The sequence below is a fragment of the Alkalimarinus coralli genome (assembly GCF_023650515.1).
In the GTDB taxonomy this organism is placed as follows: Bacteria; Pseudomonadota; Gammaproteobacteria; order Pseudomonadales; family Oleiphilaceae; genus Alkalimarinus; species Alkalimarinus coralli.
Genome location: NZ_CP096016.1, coordinates 4,785,018 through 4,805,720 on the forward strand (window position 1 = coordinate 4,785,018; position 20,703 = coordinate 4,805,720).

General features: G+C 46.0%; 14 protein-coding genes. 11 read left to right on the forward strand and 3 right to left on the reverse strand.

Features of this window, described 5'->3' with window-relative positions:
* Nucleotides 1–30: 30 nt before the first annotated feature.
* Nucleotides 31–690 carry a thiol:disulfide interchange protein DsbA/DsbL gene (locus MY523_RS21610; protein WP_250656736.1) on the forward strand — a complete coding sequence of 220 codons (660 nt, stop codon included), beginning with the start codon at nucleotides 31–33 and terminating at the stop codon, nucleotides 688–690.
* Nucleotides 691–781: 91 nt separating this feature from the next.
* On the forward strand, nucleotides 782–1,642 hold the full coding sequence (locus tag MY523_RS21615) for an endonuclease/exonuclease/phosphatase family protein (protein ID WP_250656737.1): 861 nt from the start codon (nucleotides 782–784) through the stop codon (nucleotides 1,640–1,642).
* Nucleotides 1,643–1,709: 67 nt separating this feature from the next.
* On the opposite strand, the gene MY523_RS21620 is transcribed toward MY523_RS21615, so the two are convergent.
* A complete protein-coding gene (locus MY523_RS21620; RefSeq protein ID WP_250656738.1) occupies nucleotides 1,710–4,193 on the reverse strand; it encodes a penicillin-binding protein 1A in 2,484 nt (827 codons plus the stop codon).
* Between the two features lie 189 nt (nucleotides 4,194–4,382).
* Between MY523_RS21620 and MY523_RS21625 the strand changes: the two genes are divergently transcribed.
* The 5 genes from MY523_RS21625 to MY523_RS21645 are packed head-to-tail and all read left to right on the forward strand — an operon-like array spanning nucleotide 4,383 to nucleotide 9,287.
* Nucleotides 4,383–5,447 carry a pilus assembly protein PilM gene (locus tag MY523_RS21625; RefSeq protein WP_250656739.1) on the forward strand — a complete coding sequence of 355 codons (1,065 nt, stop codon included), beginning with the start codon at nucleotides 4,383–4,385 and terminating at the stop codon, nucleotides 5,445–5,447.
* Nucleotides 5,447–6,010: a PilN domain-containing protein gene (locus tag MY523_RS21630; RefSeq protein WP_250656740.1), complete on the forward strand. Its 564-nt coding sequence runs from the start codon at nucleotides 5,447–5,449 to the stop codon at nucleotides 6,008–6,010. The genes MY523_RS21625 and MY523_RS21630 overlap by 1 nt, the downstream gene beginning before the upstream one ends.
* Entirely contained in the window at nucleotides 6,007–6,627 is a 621-nt protein-coding gene (locus MY523_RS21635) for a type IV pilus inner membrane component PilO (RefSeq protein WP_250656741.1), read from the forward strand. Before MY523_RS21630 ends, MY523_RS21635 begins: the two co-directional genes overlap by 4 nt.
* Nucleotides 6,624–7,163 carry a pilus assembly protein PilP gene (locus MY523_RS21640; RefSeq protein ID WP_250656742.1) on the forward strand — a complete coding sequence of 180 codons (540 nt, stop codon included), beginning with the start codon at nucleotides 6,624–6,626 and terminating at the stop codon, nucleotides 7,161–7,163. The genes MY523_RS21635 and MY523_RS21640 overlap by 4 nt, the downstream gene beginning before the upstream one ends.
* 15 nt (nucleotides 7,164–7,178) lie before the next feature.
* Nucleotides 7,179–9,287, forward strand: coding sequence for a type IV pilus secretin PilQ (locus MY523_RS21645; protein ID WP_250656743.1), 2,109 nt, complete (start codon nucleotides 7,179–7,181; stop codon nucleotides 9,285–9,287).
* Nucleotides 9,288–9,807: 520 nt separating this feature from the next.
* Here the strand turns inward: MY523_RS21645 and MY523_RS21650 are convergent.
* Nucleotides 9,808–10,125 carry a hypothetical protein gene (locus tag MY523_RS21650; RefSeq protein WP_250656744.1) on the reverse strand — a complete coding sequence of 106 codons (318 nt, stop codon included), beginning with the start codon at nucleotides 10,123–10,125 and terminating at the stop codon, nucleotides 9,808–9,810.
* A 330-nt stretch (nucleotides 10,126–10,455) separates the two neighbouring features.
* Complete coding sequence (locus MY523_RS21655; RefSeq protein ID WP_250656745.1) at nucleotides 10,456–12,150, reverse strand: Ig-like domain-containing protein; 1,695 nt, start codon at nucleotides 12,148–12,150, stop codon at nucleotides 10,456–10,458.
* Between the two features lie 332 nt (nucleotides 12,151–12,482).
* Between MY523_RS21655 and aroK the strand changes: the two genes are divergently transcribed.
* The 4 genes from aroK (at nucleotide 12,483) to gltB (ending at nucleotide 20,654) form a co-directional block, all read left to right on the forward strand.
* Nucleotides 12,483–13,019 carry a shikimate kinase AroK gene (gene aroK / locus MY523_RS21660; protein ID WP_250656746.1) on the forward strand — a complete coding sequence of 179 codons (537 nt, stop codon included), beginning with the start codon at nucleotides 12,483–12,485 and terminating at the stop codon, nucleotides 13,017–13,019.
* A gap of 70 nt (nucleotides 13,020–13,089) precedes the next feature.
* Nucleotides 13,090–14,199 carry a 3-dehydroquinate synthase gene (gene aroB, locus MY523_RS21665; protein WP_250656747.1) on the forward strand — a complete coding sequence of 370 codons (1,110 nt, stop codon included), beginning with the start codon at nucleotides 13,090–13,092 and terminating at the stop codon, nucleotides 14,197–14,199.
* 25 nt (nucleotides 14,200–14,224) lie between these two features.
* A complete protein-coding gene (locus MY523_RS21670; RefSeq protein WP_250656748.1) occupies nucleotides 14,225–15,949 on the forward strand; it encodes an AAA family ATPase in 1,725 nt (574 codons plus the stop codon).
* Nucleotides 15,950–16,205: 256 nt separating this feature from the next.
* Nucleotides 16,206–20,654: a glutamate synthase large subunit gene (gltB, locus tag MY523_RS21675; RefSeq protein ID WP_250656749.1), complete on the forward strand. Its 4,449-nt coding sequence runs from the start codon at nucleotides 16,206–16,208 to the stop codon at nucleotides 20,652–20,654.
* The last annotated feature ends 49 nt before the right edge of the window (nucleotides 20,655–20,703 follow it).

Below are 20,703 nucleotides of genomic sequence, written 5' to 3' on the forward strand. Positions count from 1 at the left end.
CTGTTCTTGTACTGCATATGGTGAGAAATAATGACGCGATTGTTGGTTAAGTTTTTTCTGTTAATGGTTCTTATGCCTGTTTCCTTGATGTCTACTGCCGTTAGTGCGAATTCGGGAGGCGAGGAATGGGTTGCGGGCAAGCACTATAAGGTGCTGCCTTATGCGGTTCGAACCAGAGATGAAAGCAAAATAGAGGTGGTAGAACTGTTTTGGTACGGTTGCCCTCATTGCTATAAGTTCAACCCTATTGTGCATCACTGGGCGGATGGCTTGGCTGATGATGTAGACTTCTGGTTGTCCCCGGCTACGTTTGGGGCTGCTTGGAAAATACATGCACAGGCCTTTTATGCAGCACAAGTATTAGGTGTTCAGGAGAAAATGCATCAGCCGCTGTTTGATGCGATTGTGCGAGATAGAAAACCGCTGAATAGCGAAAGTGAGCTAGCTCGATTCTTTGCCAATTTTGGTGTTGAAGAGAAAGACTTTAAAAAGGCCTTTAACTCATTTAGCGTCAAATCAAAGGTCGATCAGGCTAATGCGCGAGGTAGAAGTTATCGTGCAACGGGGGTCCCCGCTTTGATCGTCAATGGCAAGTACCGTATTAGTGCGGCAGAAGCAGGTGGACATGAGAATATGCTAAAAGTGGCTGACTTTCTTATTGAAAAAGAGAGGGCTAATCCCGGAAAGTAGTTGAGCGACGTTAGCTTTTCGGTTTTGAGCGAGCATTTGGTGTGATGCATATTAATGTGCATCGCACCTCAGGACAGGCAGAATAACCGCTATGTATCGAGAGATAAAATCTAGAATTAGCAATTTTCGACGTAGTGACATTACCAAAGTGAGAGGGTTGTGCTCAGGGTTGGAGTGCGGAGCCTCTTTTGAAAGCAAAAATCATATCCGCTTATTAACATTCAATATACAGGTTGGCATTTCAACCTCTTCATATAGGCACTACCTTACGCGGAGCTGGCAGCACTTTTTGCCTCACCGAGCCCGCACAGAAAACCTAAATAAGATATCCATGTTGCTGCAGCATTATGATGCTGTCGCTCTCCAGGAGGTTGATGGGGGAAGCATTAGGAGTGGCTTCGTCAATCAAGTTCAATATTTGGCTGAGGCGGGTGGTTTTCCGTTTTGGTATCAGCAGCTTAATCGGGATCTTGGAAGTGTTGCGCAGCATAGCAATGGTTTTCTAAGTCGCATTCGCCCTCTAAGTGTTGATGAGTATCGATTGCCCGGTATTATTCCCGGCCGAGGAGCAATCGTAATAAAGTATGGGGCGGAGCAAGATCCCTTAGTTGTAGTGGTTATGCACCTGTCGCTTAGTTCTAAAGCCCAGAATAAGCAGTTGGGTTTTATCAAGGAGATAATATCCGAGTACCGTCATGTGGTTCTTATGGGGGATATGAACACTCATGCAGAACGCTTGCTTCAAGGCTCCCCATTAAGAGAGTTGGATCTGGTTTCCTTGCCGGGAAGCGCTCATAGCTTTCCAAGCTGGCGGCCGGGCAAAGCGTTAGATCATATTCTGGTGAGCCCAACTTTAAAAATTCTTAAAGCTGGGGTTGTTATGTACCCGGTATCAGACCACTTGCCGGTCGGCCTGGATATAATGTTGCCCGATAATTATGAGAGCAACTAGTTTCCACCTATAGCTAACCTGCCGCTACTATATCTATACGTGCTTATATCTATACGCGCTTTTATTGCTAAAAAATATCCTCAGCTGTGATGGCGTCCTCCGTGGTCGCAGGCTGTATGTCCAGGGGGGTTGCAGTGCGTGTGGTTTCCGCTTTTGGAGCATTCTCCTTTCTAAATATCTCAAAGACCGTGCTCTGATCGCCCGCTTTAGCTAGCTTTCCTGTCTCTGTACTGATTTTAACAGTGACAATGCCTTCTGGCTGTTTCATTGTTGCGTTATCGGTGTTTTTCAGCGCGACTCTCATATAATCTGTCCATATCGGAAGCGCCGCTGTTGCGCCATATTCTCGTCTTCCAAGTGTTGAGGGTTGGTCAAAGCCAACCCAAACCGTTGTTGCCGTCTCGGTGTTGAAGCCAGAGAACCATGCATCTTTCTGATCGTTGGTCGTACCTGTTTTTCCTGCAAGGTCTGATCTCTTAAGTGCCAGAGCTCTTCTTCCGGTTCCCCTTTTTACTACATCCTTTAGCATGCTGTGCATAATGTACGCGGTGCGCTCGTCAATTATTCTTTCTGCTTCGCTGTATGCGTGTAGGGGAGGGTGGGGGGCGCTCGCTTCCGCCAAGCTTAAAGGTTGAGGGCTATCATTTGATAGGGGGGGGGCGATGCTGCCGTCCTGGCTGTCAGGAGTATTGATTTCCAGTTTTGCTATCGCTTCCGGGGTTAGTGTTGGGGAAGCCTGGAATACAACCTCCCCTTTGCTGTTTTCTATTTTTTCGATGAAGTATGGCTCTGTTTTGTAACCCCCGTTGGCGATGGAGCTATAACCTATGGCAATCTCCATTGGTGTGACACCGGCACTACCAAGCGCTAATGAAAGGTCGTTTGGCAGGGCTTCGCTATCAAAGCCGAAGCGGCTAACGAAGTTGCGTGTTGTTCGGATGCCGGTCTTTTTAAGCAGTCTTATTGATACAAGGTTGCGGGACTTATAAAGCGCCGTTCTTAGCCGTGTTGGCCCAAAAAATTTGCCACTTGAATTTTCCGGGCGCCAGGATGCCTCAAGATTTCTGTCTTCAAATACGATTGGCGCGTCATTAATTAAGGTGGCGGCTGTTGACCCGTTTTCCAGAGCGGCTAAATAGATAAATGGTTTAAAGTTTGAACCTGGCTGCCGCTTGGCTTGCAGAGCACGATTATATTTACTTTGTGCAAAGTCATATCCGCCGACCAGTGCTTTAATGGCTCCGCTGGAAGGGGTGACAGATATAAGGGTTCCTTGGACTACTGGAACTTGGGCTAACCTCCAGCCCAGGTCTCCTTCTAGTTTCTTAATGCGTATCACATCGCCAGGTTGAATGACGTCTGACACGCTTTTGGGTGTCGAACCTAGCCGGTTAACGCTTATGAATGGTCTGGCCCACTTAACTCCCTCGTAACCTAGAGTAACCTCGCCGTAGTCTTTGGTATAAAGTAGCGCCTGGTTACTTTTTATTTCAGTCACAACCGCAATGATCAAGTCACCGTAGTCATTCATGCTGTTGATTACAGTGTTTATGTTTTCTGTCACAAACGGGCTGCCCAGCGATATCTTATTTTCAGGCCCACGATAGCCATGTCGCTCATCGTAGCCTTCCAGCCCTTTTCGTACGGCAGTATTAGCTGCTTCTTGTAACCTGCTGTTTATTGTCAGGTAGACGTTGAAACCTTCAGAGTAAGCTTCGTCACCGTATTTTTCTACGAGCACTTTTCTAGCCATTTCAGCAAGGTAGGGAGCTTCTGTTTCGGGTTGAGAGCCATGGTATACAGCACTAATAGGTGTTTCCTGGGCGGTTGCGTGCTGATTACTGTCGATAAACCCAAGATCCAGCATGCGGTCGAGGATCCAGTTCCTCCTAATGAGTGCGCGGGAGGGGTTTGCTATTGGGTTGTATTTGGAAGGGGCTTTTGGCAGGCCTGCGATCATCGCCATTTCAGCGAGTGTTAGTTTTTCGACAGTCTTTCCGTAATAAACTTGTGAGGCAGCCTCTATGCCATAAGCTCTGTTGCCCAGGTATATTTTATTGAAATAGAGCTCCAGAATTTCGTTCTTCGATAGTTCCTGTTCTATTTGTAGTGCTAAAAGAATCTCGTTGAACTTCCTGGTAAATGTTTTTTCTCGTGACAAAAAGAAATTTTTTGCAACCTGCATGGTAATTGTACTGCCACCAGATTGTATTCTTCCACTTGTTGCCAGCTGGGTTACTGCTCGTAAAAGGCCTTTTATATCAACGCCATGGTGTTCATAGAAACGGTTGTCTTCTGCTGCGATAAAGGCTTGCGAGAGTTTTTCGGGAACTTGGTCTATTGTTATAGGTGATCTTCGCTTTTCGCCAAATTCTGCTATTAATTTATCGTCAGATGAAAAAATGCGTAAGGGGATTTGCAGTTGAGTGTATCTGAGTTGCTCAACATTAGGTAAGTTTGGGGTCAGGTAAAGGTAAAAAGATGCGACAAGCAAACCTGCACCGCAAAGACTTGTAACAAAAGACCAGCCCAAAAATCTATAAAAACTCACAAAACGCAACATGTTTTTCCTGACAACTGATGAATATATGTCTATTATTTAAGAAATTGCTTTAAATTGGCTTCATTATACGTGTTTTTTATTAACGGTTTTAGTTAAGAATTGTTTAACTCTGCTGCGTTTCTTCATGTGTTGAGCTAATAAATAATTATAACTGTTTAGAACTTATAGGGTTTACTAGTGTTTGGGTTAATAGGAAAAAAAGCAAATACGCTCATTGGGGTCGATATCAGCTCCACTTCGGTTAAGCTGCTTGAGATCAGTAAAAACGGTAATCGCTATAGGGTTGAAAGCTATGGTGTGGAGCCGCTGCCTCCCAATGCTGTTGTTGAAAAAAATATCAATGATGCCGAAGCAGTAGGTGAAGTGATTAAGCGAGTCGTTGCAAAGTCCAGGACAGGGCAGAAGCAAGCTGCCGTTGCTGTGGCAGGTTCTGCTGTTATTACTAAAACTATTCAGATGGCTGCTGGGCTGAGTGAGCAGGAGCTGGAAAACCAGATTACGGTTGAGGCAGACCAGTACATTCCCTATCCGCTTGATGAGGTATCCATTGATTTTGAAGTTCAAGGCCCTTCAGAGCAAAATCCCGACCAGGTAGATGTATTGTTGGCTGCGTGCAGAAAGGAAAATGTTGAGCTTCGTGAGGACTCGTTAGAGATCGGGGGGCTTGAAGCCAAGGTTGTTGATGTTGAGGCTTACGCTATGGAGCGGGCATTTGAATTGATAGATGCCCAGATGGACGTAGATGCAGATGAGCGCACAGTCGCTGTGGTTGATATTGGTGCAACAATGACTACATTGAGTGTGCTTGCAGATGGGCACACCATCTATACCCGTGAACAGTTATTTGGAGGAAAGCAACTGACTGAAGAGATACAGCGGCGATATGGACTGTCTCAAGAAGAGGCTGGGCTCGCGAAGAAACAGGGAGGGCTTCCAGATGACTATGACATGGAAGTGCTTGAACCCTTTAAAGAGGCGGTTGTTCAGCAAGTTGCGCGTTCGTTGCAATTTTTCTTCTCATCTAGTCAGTATAATGAAGTTGACATGGTGGTTCTTGCAGGAGGAACTGCTTCCACAACGGGAATTGCGAATATGGTGCAAGAGAAAGTTGGAACCACAACGATTGTCGCAAACCCTTTTGCAAATATGGCACTGAATTCACGGGTTAATGCGTCGGCTTTGAGTAATGATGCGCCATCTTTGATGATCGCGTGCGGGTTGGCGATGAGGAGTTTTGATTAATGGCAAAGATTAACCTCAGGCCCTGGCGAGAGGAGCTTAGGGCTGAAAGGCAGAAACAGTTTGTTGGTATTCTTGTTGGCGTTTTGATCATCGCTGTTGGGGCTGTCTTCCTATGGCAGGGGCATATGACTTCTGAAATTGAGTATCAGCAGTCCCGAAACAATTACCTTCAGTCTTCCATGACTATTCTTGATAAGAAGATTAAAGAAATAGAAGGACTAAAAAAGAAGAAAAAAGAGCTGTTGGCAAGAATGAAAGTTATTCAGAACTTGCAAGGTACTCGCCCTATCATAGTCAGAGTGTTCGATGAGCTTGTTAGGACGCTGCCAGATGGTCTTTATTATACTAAGCTCGACAAAAAGGGTGATCAGTTAAGTATTGTTGGGGTGGCAGAGTCAAATAATAGAATTGCTGGGGTAATGCGAAATTTTGAGGCGTCAGACTGGTTTGGCGACCCTAACTTAACGGCTGTTAAAGCTGTTGAAAAAGGAGAGCCGGCAAGTGAGTTTACTATGACAGTGGTTCAAAAAACTCCAGAAGATAAGAAGGAGGACAAGAAGTGAGTTTTGCAGAATCGCTTGAAAGTCTAAAGAATTTTGATGTCAATGACCTTGACTTCAACAATGCCGGGTCATGGCCCGGGCCAATAAAAGTTATTGTATGTTTGATCTTGGTTGCCGTGGTTGTTGGAGGTGGATACTGGTTTATAATTCAGGATCAGCTCTCTCAGTTGGATCAGGTAAAAAGTAAAGAGACAGACCTTAAACAGCAGTTTGAATCAAAGGCATACAAAGTAGCCAACCTTTCAGCGTATAAATTGCAGATGCTTGAAATGGAAGAGTCGTTTGGAGCCTTGCTTAAACAGCTTCCTACAGACACCGAAGTGCCAGGGCTGTTGGAGGATATTACCAACACAGGGTTAGGTAGTGGTTTGGAGTTTAAGGAGATAAAGCTGAAGCCTGAAGCAAGAAAAGAGTTCTACATAGAGCTGCCTATCCAGATTTCTGTTCAGGGAACCTATCACGATATAGCTTCGTTTGTCAGTGGCGTTGCAAGCTTGCCTCGTATAGTGACTCTCCATGACTTTTCGATCTCTCCTGGGAAGGAGGGCGATGGCATCATGTCTATGGGAATAGAAGCAAAAACCTATCGTTATAAAGCAGGGGGGAGAGGTAAGTGAATACTAGAAACCTTCTGATTACACTGTGCGTGTCGGTAGTTTTATCTGGATGTAGTGGTGGCAACGGGTTTGCAGATTTAGACCAGTTTATGGCGGAAACCAAGGCAAAGCCACGAGGGAAAGTCGAACCGTTACCCGAGTTCAAGGCTTATCAATCGTTTACGTATAGCGCGGCTAACCGGCGCGACCCATTTTCTCCACCTATTGATGTTGTGCTGAGTTCCGTGGTTGAGGAGAAACCTGAAAGCAATGTTAAACCAGACTTTGATAGGCCAAAAGAGTTGCTGGAAACATTCGGGCTAGGCTCTTTGAAGATGGTGGGAACGCTGCAAAGGCAAGACGAAAACACCTTGTGGGCGTTGGTTAGTGACAGCGAAGGCGGTATTCATAGGGTGAAGCTTGGACAGTTTTTAGGAAAAAACCATGGGCGCATTGTTGCCATTGAAGAGAGTCAGCTTGAATTGATAGAAATTGTACCAAATGGTCGTGGCGGCTGGTTGGAAAGACCCCGTTCTATCTCTCTGGATGATCAGTAATTGGAAGGGGGTATAATGAATATTTTAAATGCTGAAATCGATAATAAACAATTGAGGTCGAAAAATAATATGTATTATCGGGCGTTAGTGCTGCTGAGCGCGGTTTGCTTGTCTCTATTTTCAATTCAGGCTAGTGCGGTTGTATTGAAAGATATCAGTTTTGCTTCCCTTGCAGGGGACAGAACAGAAGTGACGCTTGCTTTTGATGGCGTTCCTCCTGAGCCCAAGGGTTATACCATCGAAAAACCGGCGAGAATAGCGCTGGATCTGGCGGGGGTAACCAACTCGCTTAGCGCGAAATATCATAGTTTAGGCGTGGGAAATGCCCAGGGGTTAACCGTTGTCAGTGCGAAAGACCGAACCCGGCTTATTGTTAATCTGGTTGAGTTGGTTCCCTATGCTTCAACCGTTGACGGTAACAATATTGTCTTGATGATCGGGTCATCGGACGCCCCTAAAGGTGCGCGTGCAGGGAGTGTAAAGCCCGCTTCAACTTCGTCGTCCTCTTCTGCTTCAGAGCCTACAGTCAATAATGTTGATTTTAGGCGAGGGGAGAAAGGAGATGGGCAAATTGTGTTGACGCTATCGTCCTCAAAGATTGATGTTGATATGTCTGAAGAGGGGGGGGTTATTAAGCTAGCCCTGCCTGGGGTGTCTCTTCCTGTTTCGCTTCAACAGCGTTTAGATGTGGTTGACTTTGCGACCCCGGTTAAGCGTGTAGACTCTAAGATGACTGCGAGCGGCGCAGAAATTTCTATTAAAGCTCAGGGTAACTACGATTACTTGGCTTATCAGGCTGATAACCAGTTTACTATTAGTGTAGAAGAGCTTTCTGCTGAGGAAGTAGATCAGCGTAAAAAAGATAAGTTTCCTTACACTGGCGAAAAGCTGTCGCTCAATTTTCAAGACATTGAGGTTCGATCAGTCTTGCAGTTAATTGCTGACTTTACGGGGCTTAATTTGGTTGCCAGTGATACCGTCGGTGGGCGTATAACCCTAAGGTTGCAAAATGTACCTTGGGATCAGGCGCTCGAACTTGTTTTGAAAACAAAAGGGTTAGATAAACGTAAAATAGGTAACGTGCTGTTAGTTGCGCCTGCAGACGAGATTGCGGCGAGAGAGAAATTAGAACTTGAAACTAATAAACAGGTTGCAGCATTAGCTCCCGTGCGGCTGGAAGTTATTCAGGTCAACTATGCAAAAGCTGAGGATATTGTGGCTTTGTTGCAGGCTGACAAGGAGTTGATATCAGGGCGAGGGTTTATTTCGTCTGATGAAAGAACTAACACAATAAGTGTGAGGGAGACTGCGGATAAACAGGAGCAGATTCGCCGGCTAATTGCGACTTGGGATATTCCAGTAAGACAGGTGCTTATTGAGGCGCGGATCGTTAAAGCAAGGACTAATATCGCAAGTGATCTGGGTGTGCAGTGGGGTGGAGCTGTTGTTGACTCAGGCACCAATCACGTCGGTTTCGGCGGCGGCAGCTACACTACTACGTCTGAAATCTCGCAAGGAGAGACAATTACATTTCCAGCGGCGAATGTGGTTGATTTGGGTGTGAGCAAGGCAGGTGCATCTTCGTTTGCTCTAGGTTTCACAAATGACCACGTATTATTGCAAATGGAACTATCTGCACTTGAGTCTGATGGTCGTGGAGAAGTTGTTGCTCAGCCCAAGATAGTAACGGCAGACCGTCAAACGGCGACGATTAAATCGGGCGAGGAAATTCCTTATCAGGAAGCTTCATCAAGTGGTGCTACATCAGTGTCCTTTAAAGAGGCTGTATTGTCGCTTGAGGTTACTCCTCAGATTACGCCTGATGGCAAGGTTATTATGGATCTAAAGATCAATCAGGATAACCGTGGTGAGGTGACGGCGGGAATACCAAGTATTGAAACCAATGAAATTGTTACTCAGGTGCTGGTTGGTAATGGTGAGACCGTCGTACTTGGTGGCATATTCCAAACAGAAGTGGGTACAACGATAACGAAAACACCATTTTTAGGGGATATTCCTTATCTAGGTACGCTCTTTAAACGAACCGAAAAGATTGACGAGAGGGCGGAGTTGTTAATTTTCATTACACCAAAGCTGCTAAATAGGGGGTTAATAGATAACTAATCTTTAACTCTCTCCGTCTCTTCTAGAAACAAAAAACCTCGTAGGAGACTATGAGGTTTTTTGCTTAGTTATAATCATATAGATCTAAAGCTAAGAAGCGCTTATTATTGCTTTACAGCCTAACACAGCTTTCCTTCATCAGCTTCCTGTACTCCTCGCAAAGCAATCGGCAACGAAAGTCGTCCTGTGTACTTTGAGGGCAAAAAACATGTCAAAACAACTTTAGGAGTAGGCGAAAGTTGTAACACCCGGCGGTTAGCACGGCATTCTGCTTGTCACCCAGTTCACCCTTAAGTCTATTTCTTTCTAGCTGCCCATCTGACTTCATGTGATCGGTGATCGGTTCCACTAGGTTTCGTTTCCCCAGCTCTATCTTGGTGATGCCCGTTACGCGCCGTTTTTGGCCTGGACGGAAGGCGTTATGTTTGTGTGGGTAGTTATGGCCGCGATAACATCAACCCATTCAAACTCTTTCTGGCATTGTCATCAGTGATGATTTTCATGCCTTCCATCAACGGTCTTAGTGTATGACCATCGTAAGGTCGATCATGTAGGGCAGCTGCATGAAGAACAAAGTGACCATCGAATGTTCGACTAATATTAGCGGTGACTGAAACCTCGCAGCCAAACTCATAGAGTCTGTCGGCCTTGCCTTTGCCAATACATTAAACTCCAGAGGTGCAATGGTAGGGCTTGATCTTCGAATTTCTTTTTTGATGATAGGCATATTAATGATTTGGACTAAACGGACTTGAAACTGGTCATCTGAGGCGATGTCTGGAGGGGGGGGGCGTGATTTCCGTATCTCAAATTGCAAGGTTTTGAATGCTATATTCAAAAAAGCTTGCAATTTAAATTACCGAATTAATAGCCAGGAGACCAGCCTGGATCTATCCTGAGAGGCTTTTTGTCAGGTAACTAAATAGGAAATAGATGGCCTGTGACGGTCAATACAATGTTACGAGGTCTATAATTCCCTTAGTAATTGATTTTCTGGGGTAATGCTGCTTGTTTAAGTTGTTAGCTGTCTATTGGTAACAATTTTGATTGCTTGATCCTGGTGGCGTGTGTGGTGATTTCTATTTGAGGGGGAATAGAGGAAGTCTCTGGCATGTAAAAGAAGGGGATAGAAGCCTGCCTTTAAGAGGCAGGCTTCTATTTTTTCTGGTTATGGGATAATAGTAATATTAGCTTCGTTGCTTGCTTTGGAGTCATCTGAGTTGGTGACTTTAACGGTTAACTTGCCATCTGTTCGAGCCCCAATCTCAACAATCGTTGGCAATACGCTTCTATCACTAATGTCAGTTGAGGCTACGGTTTCAATCCCAGAAATTTCATATTTCGTACCGTCTGCTGGCGCGTTTCCATACCAGTCGGTTATGACTACGCAAAGTTTGTCTACAGCTCTGAGGCTGAATGTGGTCCCTCGATCTAAGCCATTGCAGTCTGTAAAAGTTATGTCCTCATTTCGCGTTAGCCCTGAGTATGAGAATTCCTCTGAGATAAATATGTCAGCTAACGCCGCGCAATGCCCCTCTGCTTTTGTTGTATCTGTACATCTTACTCCTCTAAACTTGCTAGAGGGGGATGCGGTATATGCTTTGTTTTGATCCCAGTCGACGTACTCCTCACCAGAATCCCTCACTCCATTCCAGTTTGCATCGACGAATGCTTCACCTAGGGCGGTGTAAGTTTCAACGGGGCTGGTATTGGTTCCGTCGAATAGACCGTTGGCATTATTGTCTGGTGAGGTTTGCTCTTCGCCTTTCATGGTGGCCATAATGGCAAACTTGCCATTAGAGTCAGTAGCTCGTGGTGCCTGGCTTCTCCACTTAGCAGTGCAAGAGCCTGTGCCGCCCGAAATGGTGCAGTCTGGGTCAATCTGCCCTGCAGACGTATAAAAAACGACTTTAGAGCCATCCGGTATAGGGTTTAAGTAGTAGTCAGAAACTCGAACCACTACTTCGATCTCTTCCCCGTCGGAAATGCCTGCGGGAGGGTTGTGCCTACTCGCAGATATGGAAAGCGTTTGTTGTGCTGCAATGCCTGTACTGATCGATATTGCATCAGACGTTGTTTGGAGTGTTGGGTTGGAATCCAGACTGGCACTTACAGCGACTGATGCCTTCGTCGTGCCCGAGTTAACAAGTGCTTTTGCTATGCCATTGGAGTCAGAGGTATCGCTAGACGCTACCAATTCGATTCCGCCTGTTGTATTGGATAGAGAAAAATTTACCTTTTCGCCTTGAATTGGCAGGTTTGCTTTGTCTGTCACCTTAAATTCGAAAACTGCTGTTGTAACAAGCCCGGAACCGCCAAGATTTTTAAGTGCAATGTTTTTTGGGTTAACAGAGCTGAAAGAAAGGCTGCCCGCGTCAGCTGAAACTATCAGCAGAGTAGCATTTGCGCTACTACCGTTTGCTAAGGATGCTGTTATACTGTCCGTGCCTGAGCAGCCTGTTGCGGTATAGGTTACTTGCGCGGTGCCAGTGCTTGTGGTAACAGATTCAGTTAAATTTGCCAAACCGTTAGCTGCACAGGTAGACGTAAAGTTAATTGTTGTTGGTGATTCAGTGTAAAGAGTATTGTCGGCAGAGTTAACCGCATTTACAGATACCGTGGTTTGACCGTTAGCTGAAAGAGTACTAACCCCAAGCTCTATTTGACCTTGAAGAAAAGAATCTTCTGTTCCTGTTCCTAGCGCTAGAGCCACGTTTTCGCTGGTCGCTCCATCGCTTTCGCTTGACGATGTACACCCGTTAGTATTCTCAGCGCATAGACTTCTGTCGTTGGAGCCCCCGCCACCGCAGGCGGAAAGGAATAGGGTTGCTGTAATTGGGATTAAGAATTTTGACAAGTGCATGTAGTTAAGTCCTTGGGGTGAGACCCTTAAACAAGATGAAGGTGTTTAGTTTGCTTGGCTAAATATATTTTTATAGTCAGTATATAAATAGTTAGTTAGCTTCTACTTTTATGCAATTGTGGAGAATTATAGCACAACTATTTGTTTAGCAATATTTATTGTGGTATGGCTATTTGTAGGTTTTTTGTATCAAATGCTAGATTTCGATGGTGTATAGCACTAGCAAGCCAAAATTTTTATTAAGCAACAAAAAACGGTTGTGGTATGCTTTCTACCTATTTGTGTTACTAAAAAATGGGCTAAGGTCCTTAACGGCATAATTGCAGGTATTAATGGCTAATGTACTAAAACATGGCGCAAAAAGGGTTGTGTTGGTTGGCCCTATGGGGGCCGGTAAAACGACGATTGGTAAGCTGTTGTCACGTGAACTGGGTTTTTCATTTTGCGACTCTGATAGTGAAATAGAGTCTCGCTGTGGGGCGGATATTCCGTGGATTTTTGACGTTGAGGGTGAGGCCGGATTCCGTGAGCGCGAATGTGGTGTTATTCGGGACTTGAGCCAGACCAATGGGATTGTACTGGCCACTGGTGGTGGTGCCGTTCTGAATGAAGACAACAGGGCGAACCTTAAAGAGGGGGCTCAGGTTGTTTACCTAAAGACATCCGTCGAGCAGCAGTTTGAAAGAACTCGAAGAGACCGTAACAGGCCGCTTCTTCAGAATAGCGAGCCTCTCAAGGTGCTGACTGAGATTTTCAAAATCAGAGATCCTCTTTATGCAGACGTTGCTGACGTGGTTATTATGACGGATAAGAAGAATCCCAAGCTGGTTGTAAGGCAAATTTTGGATCAAGTTATCGAGCATCGATAGTGACGGTGCGCTTTTTAGTTTGTGTTCAGGTAAAAATGTTTTGGGTTAATCGAGGTTGTTTAGCAGGAAAATGAAACAGTTAACAGTAGAGTTAGGTGAAAGAAGTTACCCCATTTTTATCGGGCAGGGGTTGCTCGATAAGTCTGAGTTAGTTACGCCTTATGTGGCAGGCGAGCAGGTTATGATTGTCACCAATGATACTGTCGCCCCTCTTTATCTTGAGCGCACTAAAGCGCTGTTTTCCTCCTTTAAAGTATCTGTAACCGTACTGCCTGATGGTGAGCAGTATAAGAACCTGGATACGCTGAACCTGATTTTTGACCAGTTGCTTGAACAAAAACACAGCCGTAAAACCACGTTGGTTGCTTTAGGTGGCGGTGTTGTTGGTGATATGGCCGGGTTTGCTGCTGCTTGCTATCAGAGAGGGGTTGAGTTTATCCAGGTACCCACGACACTGCTCTCGCAAGTAGATTCGTCTGTAGGTGGAAAGACCGGGGTTAACCACCAGTTAGGTAAAAATATGATTGGCGCATTTCACCAGCCAAATGCGGTCATTATTGACACGGATACGCTTAACACGCTTCCTGAACGGGAGGTGGCCGCAGGGATTGCAGAAGTTGTTAAGTATGGTCTGATTCGGGATTTGAGCTTTTTCGAGTGGCTTGAAGCGAACATGGAAAAGCTGACGACTTTGGACTCGGAGGCGGTCTCCCATGCAATTGAAGTCTCTTGCACATGTAAGGCAAAGGTTGTCAGTGAAGATGAGCGGGAAGGTGGTGTTCGGGCAATTCTAAATCTAGGCCATACGTTTGGTCACGCAATTGAAACGCATATGGGGTACGGAGAATGGCTTCATGGCGAAGCTGTTTCAGCGGGAATGGTGATGGCAGCAGACCTGTCTTGTCGGCAGGGGTGGCTACAGGCTGGTGACCTTGATCGAATAAAGAAGCTACTTGAGTCAGCCGGGCTTCCTACTTTGTCTCCAAGCGAAATTTCAGTCGACCGTTTTAAGGAGCTGATGGCCGTTGATAAAAAAGTAATAGACGGAAGCATTCGCCTTGTTTTGATGGATCAGTTAGGTAATGCATTTGTAACTGATGATTTCGATACAACAAACTTCGAAGCTACGTTATCTGAGTGCCGAGTTGCAGATGATCGTTCTGGTTTGACTCAAGTATAAAAGGTCTGTTGGAAGTTTCAATGTTATGAATGCTGCTGCAACTGAAGTTGAACAAAAGCAATCCCTTAATGATCAATTGAGGGATAAGTACAAGCTCAGGGTTGAGCCTTTTACGGATGCTAACCCCCTGTTTTATCAAGGTGCTCAGCGGCAGCATAATCTAGAAACGCTCCGTCATCTTGTCAGCTATGGTGATATGGTTTTAATGCTGACAGGTGGCGCCGGCAGCGGAAAAACCACTTTAATTAAGGAACTGTGTAGGCACCTTGCTGATGGCATTCGTGTCGTTAATTTAAAACCATCGCTGATTGCAAGCCCGCGAAAACTGGCTACTGAAATCTGTAAAAGGCTGGAGTTGCATGCAGTCGAGGGTGAACCTGTCTCCAGGTCTATTGAAAGAGTTATTGAGGCTTGTACCCACAATGCGGCGTTGGGAGAGCGGCTTTTATTGGTGTTGGACGATGCCCACAAGACCAATAAAGATAGCTTTAAGCTGCTTATGAAGACGTTTAGAGGCATAAGTAGTGATGCAGGCATATGTCTGCTGGTGTCAGGTCGGCAAGAGTTACTTCAATCGGTGACTCAGGAAGGCGTAGACCCCGCTACCTGTAGTTGGATTCATCAAATTCAACTAAAGCCTTTTTCCCAGGAAGATGCTGAAACTTACGTTAGTCTCAGGCTTATAAGAGCAGGGTCTAAGGCCGAGCCAGAGTTGTCAGAGGCTCAGAAGAAGGCGCTGAGTGATCTGGGGAAAGGCTGTCCAGGAAGAATTAATAGAATAGCGCCTGGCGTATTGCTAGACTCGTTTGATGTGGCAGGCCAGAGCCAGAAAACCTCAAAGGGCCTTAGTGGGCTGCTAGTTGGTATCGTTGTTTCTCTTATTGTTTCGTTTGTTCTGATTGGGCACCAGTACGGCTTGTTTTTCTCATCTAAAGAAGGCGTTGACTCGTCTATGGTTGATCGTAGGGGGGAGCGCTCTGATAAGTTGGCCGATTCACTGCTTTCAGATAGCACGAAATTAGCGATAGTTGAGGAAAAAATAAATCAGGGCGCCAACATTATTGAGGGCGACCTTGAGTTAACCTCGTCTGAGATTGCTGACCTGCCTGTGCAGGACAAGGTTATTATTCAAGAGGCTATAGAGCAAAATAGTACCTTAAATGCAGGTCTCGGCGGAAGTGTTGTTGAGGTGCCAGCGTATTCACCAGAAGGCGTTATACTGCCAAGCGCAGACTCCAGCAATTCAAATAAAGCCGGTGAGGGGGGGGAAGCACAAGTAATCTCCAGTGAAGATCACAAGGATAGGTTGGCAGAGACTCCCTCTGCGCCCAGTGATATGCAAGAGCCCAGCGCGGAGATCTCTGAGAAAACTGAGGTGACTACTGATTCCAGTAAATCTGTAAACAAAGCTGTCGGGTCAGAATCTAGCAATAAAGCTGGCAACACTGCAGAAGAAATCTCTGTTCACCCACGGTTTAGAAACAATAAATGGGTGGCTTCGCAGAAGAACGGGGCGTATACCATTCAGGTTTTGGGGAGCCGGAATGAGCAGACTGCAATTAAATATATTGATAGTGAGAAGGCCTTTCAAGAGTTGTTCTATATTGAGTCAAGCTATAAAAATAAGCCGTGGTACGTGGTCATTTTAGGTGTGTACCCTGATAAAGTAGCGGCTAGAGCCAAAATGGCTAAGTTGCCTGCGTCTGTTAAAAAGCAAAAGCCTTGGATTCGTAGCCTTAAGGGTCTTTAATTGTGCCTTGTCGCGCATCTTTTGAGTTAGAACGCTTCTTTTGTGTAGTTGCTTATACGTACTCTTACTTATTGAATTAATTGATAATAGTTTGAGGTTCAAGACGTATTATCGGATATATCATTCCGATAAATTTGTATGCCCCCCTGTAGACATGTAAAATAGCCACCCCAAATTTTGAGGATCGTGAGCTTGCCCTGTTTAATGTTTTTTGTAAGCTTTTGATTAGTAAAGAATAAACGCGAGAGTGTGAAATATGATGACAGGTTTGTATCATCCTGACGATTTCAAGGATAACTGTGGATTTGGCTTGATTGCCCACATGGAAGGCCAGGCTAGCCATGATTTGCTGGTAACGGCCATCGAATCTTTGACCTGTATGACCCACCGTGGCGGAATTGCCGCTGATGGTAAAACCGGTGATGGCTGTGGGTTGCTGCTACAAAAGCCAGATACATTCCTGCGTCAAGTAGCGAAAGATAGCTTTGGTGTTGAACTTGGTCAGCGTTATGGCGTTGGCATGGCATTCCTCAACCAAGACTCTTCTAAAGCTGAAGCCTCGAAGGCTGAACTCGAAAAGCACTTGTGTAATGAAGGTCTTGATGTTGTTGGTTGGCGAGTTGTCCCTACTGACAATGAATGTCTCGGGCCAATGGCTCTGGACTGCTTGCCAGGTATCGAGCAGGTTTTTGTTTCTGGTGAAGGTCTTTCTGAAAAAGAGTTTGCCATCAAACTGTTCCTGGCTAGAAAAAATGCAGAAATTGCACTTGCGGCTGATGATGAGTTCTATGTCTGCTCTCTTTCTGAGAAGGTTCTATCGTACAAAGGCTTAATGATGCCGGTAGACCTGCCAAGCTTCTATCTTGATTTGAAAGATGAGCTTTTTGAGACGGCTATTTGTGTATTCCATCAGCGCTTCTCTACCAACACCATGCCTCGCTGGCCTTTAGCGCAGCCATTTAGAATGCTTGCCCACAACGGTGAAATTAATACGGTAGAAGGTAACCGTAACTGGGCTCTTGCTCGTGCCTCAAAGTTTAAGTCAGATGATTTACCTGATCTTCAGTCTCTACAACCGTTAGTTAATCGAACAGGATCAGACTCTTCGAGTATGGATAATATGCTCGAAGTACTCTTGGCAGGTGGTGTAGACCTGTTCCGTGCGGTGAGGATGATGATTCCTCCCGCTTGGCAAAACGTTGATACGATGGACGCAGACCTGCGTGCTTTTTACGAGTACAACTCGATGCACATGGAACCATGGGATGGGCCTGCGGGCGTTGTTATGTCTGATGGCCGTTACGCCGTTTGCTTGCTGGATCGTAATGGCCTTCGTCCATCTCGTTGGGTCATTACCAAAAATGGCTATATTACGTTGGCATCTGAAATTGGTACTTATGGATACCAGCCTGAAGATGTAGTTGCAAAAGGACGCGTTGGCCCAGGCCAGATTCTCGCGGTGGATACTCATACGGGTAAGGTTCTACATACAGAAGATGTGGATCAAGTGCTGAAAACAGCACACCCATATAAACAGTGGCTACGAGATAATGCCACCCGTCTGGAAGCGACCTTGGGTAAGGCCACTCCAGACTTTAAAGTGATGGAACAAGATGAGCTCAAAACTCATATGAAAATGTTCCAGGTCTCTTTTGAAGAAAGAGACCAGATTTTGCGTCCTCTAGGTGAGGATGGTCAGGAAGCAGTTGGCTCTATGGGGGATGATACTCCAATGGCTGTGCTTTCTGAGCGTGTGCGATCAGTTGCAGATTACTTCAGACAAAAGTTTGCCCAGGTTACTAACCCTCCAATCGATCCGCTGCGTGAAGCCATTGTAATGTCACTGGAGACTTGCATCGGGGCGGAACAGAATATATTTGAAGAGACGCCGCAGCACGCAAAGCGCGTTATTCTCAGCACTCCAGTGTTGTCGCCTGCGAAGTTTATGAGGCTATCTACTAAAGAGTCTTCAGGCTTTGATGTTGCGACTATCGAGCTGAGCTATAGCCCTGAACAAGGGCTGGAGCAGGCGATCACAGCAGTGTGCGATCAGGCTGAACAGGCTGTTCGCGATGGTAATGTGATCCTTATTTTAAGCGACAAAAACCTAACACAAGGTAAGCTGCCCGTTAACGCATTTATGGCAACCGGTGCAGTCCACCACCGGTTGGTTGAGAAAGGGTTGCGTTGTGACTCAAACATAGTGGTCGAAAGTGGTTTCGTTAGAGATCCGCACCATTTTGCGGTTCTGTTTGGTTTTGGTGCTACCGCAGTGTACCCATACCTTGCTTATCAGGTGCTTAATGACTTGATCAGCTCAGGCGAAATGCTCATCGATCCTATTGAAGCGAAGAATAACTATCGCAAGGGGATTGGCAAAGGGCTAATGAAAATCCTTTCCAAAATGGGGATTTCAACCATTGCTTCCTATCGTGGCGCACAGTTGTTTGAAGCGGTAGGGTTGGCAGATGATGTCGTTGAGCTTTGCTTTAAAGGAGTTGCAAGCAGAATACAAGGCGCTACGTTCTACGACTTCCAGTTTGAGCAACAGCTTCTTGCCAATGATGCATGGATTAAGCGTAAGCCTATTTCTCAAGGCGGCTTACTGAAATTTGTTCATGGCAGTGAGTACCATGCCTATAACCCTGATGTGGTTCGAACTATTCAGCAGGCGGTTCAAACAGGAGATTATGGCACCTACAGAGAGTATGCCGCTCTTGTAAACGAGCGACCAGTAGCAACCCTTAGGGACTTGTTCAAACTTAAGGAAAGCCAGACGCCGATCGATTTGGCTGATGTAGAGCCAATGGAAAACATCGTTGCCCGATTTGACTCTGCAGCCATGTCTTTAGGGGCGCTTTCTCCAGAAGCTCATGAAGCGCTAGCTGTTGCAATGAACACGCTGGGTGGCCGCTCAAACTCTGGTGAGGGGGGCGAAGACCCTGTTCGATATGGAACAAACAAACGGTCTAAAATTAAGCAAGTTGCGTCTGGTCGCTTTGGTGTAACACCTCACTACTTGAGTAGCGCAGATGTTATTCAAATTAAAGTTGCGCAGGGGGCTAAGCCTGGAGAGGGTGGTCAGCTTCCTGGTGGCAAGGTTAACAAACTCATTGCCACGCTAAGGTATTCGGTGCCTGGTGTTACATTAATCTCACCACCACCGCACCACGATATTTATTCGATTGAAGATTTAGCTCAGCTTATTTTCGATTTGAAGCAAGTTAACCCTTCTGCGTTAGTGTCGGTCAAGCTGGTATCAGAGCCTGGTGTAGGAACCATTGCAGCAGGTGTGGCGAAAGCGTACGCCGATTTGATTACTATCTCTGGCTATGATGGCGGTACTGCGGCTAGTCCTCTGACCTCTGTGCGCTATGCCGGGTCACCATGGGAGCTTGGCTTGAGCGAGGCTCAGCAGGCACTCAGAGGAAACGACCTTCGTGATAAGGTACGCTTACAGACTGACGGTGGACTTAAAACAGGTTTAGACGTTATTAAGGCCGCGATTTTAGGGGCTGAGAGCTTTGGTTTTGGAACCATGCCAATGGTTGCCTTAGGTTGTAAATATCTGCGTATTTGTCACTTGAACAACTGTGCTACAGGTGTCGCGACGCAAAATGAGCAGCTAAGGGATCAGCACTTTATCGGCACGGTTGAAATGGTCATGCATTTCTTCAAATTTGTTGCTGAAGAAACACGAGAGTGGATGGCCAAGCTGGGAGTTCGTACGCTCGAAGAGTTGATTGGGCGGACTGAATTGCTGGAAGTTCTGCCAGGGAATACCAGCAAGCAGAAAAAGCTGGATCTTATGCCAATGCTGTTTAACGACCATGTCCCTGCTGACAAACCTCAGTTGTGTCAGGTTGAGCGGAATGAGCCGTTTGATAAAGGGCTTCTCGCAGAGAAGATGATTGCAGATGCCAGTGAGGCTATAAAGAATAAATCGGGAGGCGAGTTTGCCTACACCGTTACCAACTGTGACCGCTCTATTGGTGCGAGACTTTCAGGTGAAATTGCCAAGCTTCATGGCAATCAGGGCATGAGCTCAGCGCCGATCAAGCTAAATCTGGCAGGTACTGCAGGCCAGAGCTTTGGGGTGTGGAATGCTGGTGGTTTGAACATGTACCTGGAAGGCGATGCGAACGACTATGTTGGTAAGGGTATGACCGGCGGTAAGCTGGTGATTAGGCCTCCGCAATGCAGTACGTTTAAAACCCAGGATACCGCTATTGTGGGCAACACCTGCCTATACGGGGCAACTGGAGGCAAGCTATTTGCTGCGGGCACCTCAGGAGAGCGTTTTGGAGTAAGAAACTCCGGTGCTCATGCAGTCATTGAAGGTGTTGGAGACCACTGTTGTGAATATATGACAGGCGGACTTGTCACTGTGTTAGGCGAAACAGGGTATAACTTCGGAGCAGGGATGACAGGTGGTTTCGCTTATGTCCTTGATCAGAAAAACAACTTTGTTGATCAATACAATCACGAACTCGTAGAGATTCATCGTATTTCAAGCGAGCAGATGGAACCCTATCGCAATCACTTGCGTGGTGTAATTGAAGAACATGTTACTGAAACTGGTAGTGAATGGGCTCAGCATATAATTGATAACTTTGACGATTATATCGTTCGCTTTTGGCTGGTTAAGCCAAAGGCCGCGAGCCTGAAAAACTTGCTTAATAGCACCAGAGCCCAGCCTGAATAAGGCTTGGAACTTCGCCGCCAGAACTAACGAGCTAACAGGGCTCAGAGTT